Here is a 6,603-nt window from a genome sequence, read left to right on the forward strand (position 1 = left end):
GCTGTTATTACCAAAGGTAGGGTTACTTCAATAATCAGAGTTTCAACTTTTCCAACATTGGCCGCATCTAACCAATGAGTTTTAGGAAGATTTTGGCGGCACCTGTTGAATTTTGTTAATCCGCCGCTACCCACTTCAACAGGCAATCCTATTGATTTCAGTTCGTAGTACAACTTCCAGCGAGTTGAGTTAACAGAAGCCGCATCAGCCAGGGGGCGTAATGATTGACTCAGTATTCGTTTCAAGATACTAGGCTTCTTAGACAAAAAAAGCTCAATATCTTGATTGGATTTAGCCTGGTTACATGGATGACACGCAATAGTTAAATTAGAAACCCGATTGGAACCACCTTTAGATAATGGCTTGATATGCTCGATTTCTAACTGAGTACCTGTTGCCCCACAATAAGCACACTTGCGATTCCATTTTTCAAGTAAATATTCCCGAAGTTCATAGCCGTAAAGTGTACCCTGTTGGTACTCGATACCAGATATTTCAGGATTTTGCAGCTTTTGAGTGTCGAACCTAACCAATTCTTGGGATATGCCGGTGATAGGACAGAATCGAATCAACTTTTTAACCCAAGTTAAAATATTTTGAACCCTAGACGTCAAACTAGGCGCTAACCAACCTTTCGGTCTAGTTCTGTTAAGAAATCTGGGCTTGCGGTATCGAGTTTTGCGATTACGTCTACTGCGCCTCAATTGTCTACGAGAACTCAAAGCAACTCGAATTTGGAAACCTCTATGACTAAGTTCGGCTCCCCAGATTAACCGTGTTCCTTGAACAATAGCTAGACCGCTTGTTTTTGCTCCAGGGTCTATTTTTAATTGGTGCTCGTGAGTTACTGGATCCTTTATCTCCTCCGTCAAGATTATGGTAAATGGGTAACGACGATAAACCTTTGCTTTTCCTGTCGAAAGTAGAATCCTAGCTCTCGCAGGTTTACATGGATCTAAAGGTTGTCGATTTTTGTTGAGTACAAAGACACGCATAATTGTGTTTTCTCCTATTGCTAGGGTTAAGTTCGCTTCGCCAATGTTTTTTGAGTTTGTCTTGTTAACAGCACTGTCTTAACCCATTTATGACTGTTTAACTGTCAACCACAGAGCAGAAGACTAGCGACGCATCTAAAGGTGTGATAGCTCAAAAAACGTAGACTAAAAAGTCTGAGGCTGGTCACGTCGTGAGCTTATTCAAGCCCCCGTTATACCGCGAAGCGCGGTTAACGGTGGGTTCGTGACGGCTATCAATTAGTGAGGGTGAGCCTTTTGGTGGTGCGTTACGGGGCGGACTATCCCAACACTGGCGCTTGAGGCGAAAAATCCGAGGCTTTCCGCCCCTAACGCACCCTACGAACTAAACAACCTTCAACATGAAACCTCTCGACTATCGGTTGATGTTATTGGTAAATCCTGAAGGTATCCTGGAAAATCTGCCATCGGCTGCAACTGCCTTAACGGTAACTCATTAGTTGCCACATTTTCCACAAATCCCAGCAGTTTGGCTTCTGTCAAGGAGTCATTCAGTTGTACCGCTATATAACCAATTCTATCTTGCCAAACTTCTTCTGGGACGTAAACAAACTCGGCATCTGGCGAGACTGGTTTACATTCGATTTTGCCGTAATTTTTAACTACTAAATCAGCCACATCTAGGAATGTCTGCATAATCGAATTCTGGCTATCACTAGAGTCTAAATCAGTTTCAAATTCTAGACCCTCTAAGTACTGATTCACTGCATACACCGCCAAGGTATTGAGATAAACCTGTTCGGCTTTTTCCAGATGAGATTGCTGTTGGCAACGCTTTTCTGCTAGCTGATGGGCTGCTTCTGGTAGTGTGACCATAAGTAGTGTGAGTATAATTTTACAGGCTGGTGTGGCTGAGCAATCTCTCTAGTTTAGCCTTACCAATCAATTATCAACTCTATCGGTAGTCTAATATAGATAGTAATAATTTCCTTTAACCCCTACAGTTGATGTAGGTTTATGTATGGATAAGATTAAGCACCGATTTTTTTTATATCCCTTTTAGCCCATTTATTCTTCTATATATCTCTTGATTTCAGGGGCTAATTTCCTAAGATTACGTTGAAAGAAGTTATTAAGGGATGAAATTTTAATTCCTAAACAATCCGATATCTCTTGCCATTTTTTTCCGTCTAGGTACGCTAACCCTATCACTTGCAAGGTAGCTGAAGGATGGTTTTTTATATGTTTCTGCAAAAGCTTTTCTGGGTCTTCTTTAAAATAGGATCTGACCTGGTCATACAACGTCAGTTCTGTTTCCGGTTGTGCCACAGTCTCTAGGGGTATCGATTCCCCAGTGTTCTCAGACAAGTTTGCGGAGAAAGGCAGAGAGGCTTTAGCCATCTCAAACACTAATGAATTTCCTTTTGTTCGGTCTTTTGCGATTAACTGGCACAACAGAAATAATACTATCAGAATTTTAGTAACGTTACGGGCCTGGGTTTTGTCTGTAATTAAGCCTTTGATGGTCAGTGTTATCCAAACAATCACATGATCTAGTTTGGTGCTTTTAATCAGAGCGCTCAACTGATATTTAATTCTGACAATTTTGCCAGATTGAGCTTGGATAAATGGGTCAGTCAGGTCTTGTTGAGCCTTTTTTAACATCTTATCGAGGCGATAATTGACCCAGGCTATAAATTTTCCTTTTTCTCGATTGTAGTGATTGAGGTTTTGATAGACATAATACAATGTCCGATTCACAGCATCATCATAGACTGACGGGGAAAATTTGCCTCGATGGCAAAGCTTACCGGAAAGCTTAAGGGCATTGAGCAATTCCGTTAAGGCATAAAATCCCTCTGGGGTATGGGGTTGGTGCCGTTGTGCTTCTAGGGCTAGCTGCTGAAGACGACCCTCGTCGAGTACCTTCTTAAAAACACTATCCCGCCAAGACGCCCACTCCTGATCAGAAGTTATTCGTAGATATGGGCTGTCAAGATCATCCTCAAGTTGATGGTTGAGCTGCTGCTGTACGGTCTGATAGATCTCTAGATAGATGCCAGATAGAGGGTGACCTGGACATGGGCGACACACTTTACGGGTACGCAAAATATGCTCAACTAGTTCTGCCAAAGCCTGGTTTCGTTGTTGATTTTCCGGAGTATAATGTTGTATTTTAAGCACCAGATGTTGAATTTGCTTGTTCATGACCATTGATTAGGAATACTTGCCTAATTAGTTATTAGGGTAAATTCCAAGTTTTCTGCAATTCGTTACATAACTTTATATTTATCTGGTAATTATTTTTTTAGTGAGGTACATGAGTAAAGCAAAAAAATATAACATGCTTATTTTAAAAAAAAATTAATGTACTTCATTAGACTATAAACTAAAAAATATTTACAAAACTTTACACTCGGCTGTAGAAAAATTGGATTTTCGGAGTGATTAATAAAGTGAGGGCAATCAAAAAAGCGTAATCCTCTTAATGGCAAAACCGATAATAATGTGCTGTGTAATAGGGTTTAATTACTGCTGATTTGCTTACCCCCATAATTGGAAAAAAGATTTAATTCCAGTCAAATTAATTCAAATTAAATCCAGGAGAAAAATCATGTCCACTATTTCTGCTAATCCAGATCTGTTTGTTGATTTAAATCAGACCGATGCTGAAACAGTTAGCGGAGGAGGCTTTTTATCCAAGATATTCGGGGGGCGAAAACGTGAGATATTCACGGTTTCTAACCAAACTCATGTTCGTATACCTTACAGTGTTGATGGCAAACAAACATCCTACCCCTACCCTGGTGTGGATGTAACATGGAATACTAAAAAAGGAGGAAACATTGCCTTTGACTATGATTTTGGCCGACCAGGGGTTCAATTGCGAAAATACAATTTGTCCAATGGAGGTAAGTATGCATTTCAACTCGACCGAAGGACTCCTTATCCATACGATATCGAACTCTTTCGCATAGGGTAGACTCAGGGGCACAAGCTCAACACCATATCGGGTCAGGGGAAAAAGTCCCCTGACCCCTTTTTCTGCTCTAACATTAGTCCTGATCGCAGTTTTGATCAGGAAGTAATAAATTATCTATAGCAATCCTAAATCATTTGTAAAATATGCAAAATCGTAAATCTTTACTGGGCAAAGGTTATAGCGATAGCTTTGGGCAATATATTTTACGAATCATATAGAATTGCTATAGCTGAATAACTAGTCAACGATTACAACCCCAGTTCTAGGGATGTCAAAACCGCGATCAGGGTAATTTCCTAGTTTGAGCAGATTCGTTACAAAACTTGATCATAAAAATTACATAAATTTATCTTCTGCTGTATATAAATGAGATTATGCTACTAATTAGCAGACTCAGGGCAGTCAAGAAAGTGTGATGCTTTTAATAGCAAAACCGGTCATTGGGTTCTGTATGAATTTAGCTTAATTACGGCCTCTTGGCTTACCCCTCTAAGAGTCACACAGATGTGCTTCGAGGGAACTGAAGTCAAGTTATATCTAGGAGAAAAACCATGTCAAGTATTTGTGCTAATCAAGACCTGTTTGTGGATGTCAATGAGCAAGATGCTGAAACACTCAGTGGCGGCATAAAGAGGCGGGGCGGCCGTGGCCCAAACGAAATCTTCAAGCTTGTGAACCAAACCAATTTCAGTGTTCCCTACATTATCGATGGTCGAGCAAGAAACTTGCGCCCTGGCCGGAGTGTATTATGGTTTACTAACGAGGGAGGAAACGTTACCTTTGACTCTCGCCCGTTTATACCAGGGTTCCAAGGGCGAACAGTCGATGCGGCCAATGGACGTGAGTATGCATTCCGAAGGGCTTTTCCTCTATTCTTCGGCGGTATCACCCTCGCTGACATAGGTGCACTTTAGATTTAGGTAAATCTCAAGTGGATTTACGGGGGTTGAATCTCTGAGGTGAAACTGTCCTGTCTCAGGTCAGCTTGAACAAGAAATCTCAGGAGCGCAAGCTCAACACAGTATCGGGTCAGGGGACTGTTTCCCCTGACCCCTTTTTTGGCTCTACGATTCCTTGTTTTCGATCAGATCCCCAATCGTCCTCGAACACTCTCAACAGGACTGCGGTTGCGTACGCCTTTTTTTTTGCGGTCTTAATATGAACTTTTGTAAATTGCTGCGTAAGTTCCTGAGGTTTCCCTGACAAGTCTATAGATGGGCAAGCAAAGTTAAATGTCCACAGCTTACCCCTCTACCGGTCACAAAAATCGCCTTAAAGTCAACTTATTCAAGTTTAATCCAGGAGAAAAACTATGTCAACTATTTCTGCTAATCAAGACCTGTTTGTCGATTTAAATGAGACAGATGCTGAAACAATCAGTGGCGGATACGAGGTGTTCACGATTCGGAACAAGACCAACTATAATATCAACTACTATGTTGATGGTCAACTAACGCAGCCGCAGTTCGCGAAACCTGGCAGTAGTTCAGTATGGACTGCGTACAACGGAGGAATCATTAAATTTGACAAAGACGGCCGAAACAATTACACATTGTTGCAAACATACAATTTGGAAAATGGAAGAGTGTATGAATTTCAAGACAACACATCAACTCCTGGCAATCCATACGATATCGAGCTCTATAGCGTCGCCTAATCGGTAAATCTCAAGTGGATTTTCTGTCTTGAATCTCATTGGTGACACTGTCCTGTCTCAGGTCAGCTCTAAGAAGAAATCTCAGGGGCGCAAGCTCAACACCGTATCGGGTCGGGGGACTTTTTCCCCTGACCCCTTTTTTTGCTTTATCATTCCCCCACTCAGATCAGATTCCCAATCCTCCTCGAACAGTCTCAACAGGACTGCGGTTGCATACGCCTTTTTTTTTGCGGTCTTAATATGAAGTTTTGTAAATGGCTGCGTAAGTTCCTGAGGTTTCCCTGACAAGTCAATAGAAGGGGTAAGCCAAGTTAACTGTCGGCAGCTTACCCTTCTAGCTGGAACAACCATTGGCTTCCAGGAAAATTAACTAAATTCTAATCAAGGAGAACAATCATGTCAAACATCGACAAAATCACTGCCAATGAAGAACTTTTCACTGAATTAACTCCCGAACAAGGGGCTGTGGTAGAAGGTGGTCTGTTCATATTAATCGATCAAATTCAAGCGATTAAGGCTGGTGCTGACTTCATCGGTAAAGACGACACCTATATCACCATTAATGGCAACAAGATCTGGGGAGATAAATCTTTTTCTACAGGTCAGACTCGCACTGTAAACCAAGGCACATCGACTCCTGGTTCTTTTGCAAGGGTTCAACTTTTTGATAAAGATCGCTTTTCTCGTGACGATCGCATGGGAGGTTTTACCGCATATAACACCAATGGTTATCAACGAAGAGCGCGAGTAAGTGGAAGTGGTTCTACCTACGATATTTACTACCGCGCTTTTGCCTAAACCAAAAATCACAGCGATCAGTAACTTACTTTGGCTGTGACATTCTCACCATAAAGTCAATGGTGAGTGATCTACACCTCTGTGGTGAATCGCTTCAGCTCGAAGAAGCCATCTCAGGGGCGCAAGCTCAACACAGTATCGGGTCAGGGGAAACAGTCCCCTGACCCCTTTTTTGGCTCTAGCATTCCTTG

Annotated in this window: 7 protein-coding genes; 4 read left to right on the forward strand and 3 right to left on the reverse strand. The window is 41.7% G+C overall.

What is annotated here, in order from left to right:
• From iscB to AC4II3_RS26150, 3 genes are all read right to left on the reverse strand, one after another.
• A partial coding sequence (gene iscB, locus AC4II3_RS26140) for an RNA-guided endonuclease IscB (protein ID WP_488016687.1) occupies positions 1 to 995 on the reverse strand: 995 nt, incomplete at its 3' end.
• 375 nt (positions 996 to 1,370) lie between these two features.
• Complete coding sequence (locus tag AC4II3_RS26145) at positions 1,371 to 1,850, reverse strand: DUF1822 family protein (protein WP_488016689.1); 480 nt, start codon at positions 1,848 to 1,850, stop codon at positions 1,371 to 1,373.
• 192 nt (positions 1,851 to 2,042) lie between these two features.
• Positions 2,043 to 3,182, reverse strand: coding sequence for a hypothetical protein (locus AC4II3_RS26150; protein WP_490722930.1), 1,140 nt, complete (start codon positions 3,180 to 3,182; stop codon positions 2,043 to 2,045).
• Between the two features lie 406 nt (positions 3,183 to 3,588).
• Here AC4II3_RS26150 and AC4II3_RS26155 point away from each other — a divergent pair, with 406 nt between their 5' ends.
• The 4 genes from AC4II3_RS26155 (at position 3,589) to AC4II3_RS26170 (ending at position 6,412) form a co-directional block, all read left to right on the forward strand.
• Positions 3,589 to 3,957, forward strand: coding sequence for a hypothetical protein (locus AC4II3_RS26155; protein ID WP_488016693.1), 369 nt, complete (start codon positions 3,589 to 3,591; stop codon positions 3,955 to 3,957).
• Positions 3,958 to 4,628: 671 nt separating this feature from the next.
• Complete coding sequence (locus AC4II3_RS26160; RefSeq protein WP_488015442.1) at positions 4,629 to 4,871, forward strand: hypothetical protein; 243 nt, start codon at positions 4,629 to 4,631, stop codon at positions 4,869 to 4,871.
• A gap of 398 nt (positions 4,872 to 5,269) precedes the next feature.
• Positions 5,270 to 5,614, forward strand: coding sequence for a hypothetical protein (locus tag AC4II3_RS26165; RefSeq protein WP_488015440.1), 345 nt, complete (start codon positions 5,270 to 5,272; stop codon positions 5,612 to 5,614).
• 396 nt (positions 5,615 to 6,010) lie between these two features.
• Positions 6,011 to 6,412 carry a C2 domain-containing protein gene (locus AC4II3_RS26170; RefSeq protein ID WP_488015438.1) on the forward strand — a complete coding sequence of 134 codons (402 nt, stop codon included), beginning with the start codon at positions 6,011 to 6,013 and terminating at the stop codon, positions 6,410 to 6,412.
• The last annotated feature ends 191 nt before the right edge of the window (positions 6,413 to 6,603 follow it).

It is taken from the genome of Moorena sp., assembly GCF_982860115.1.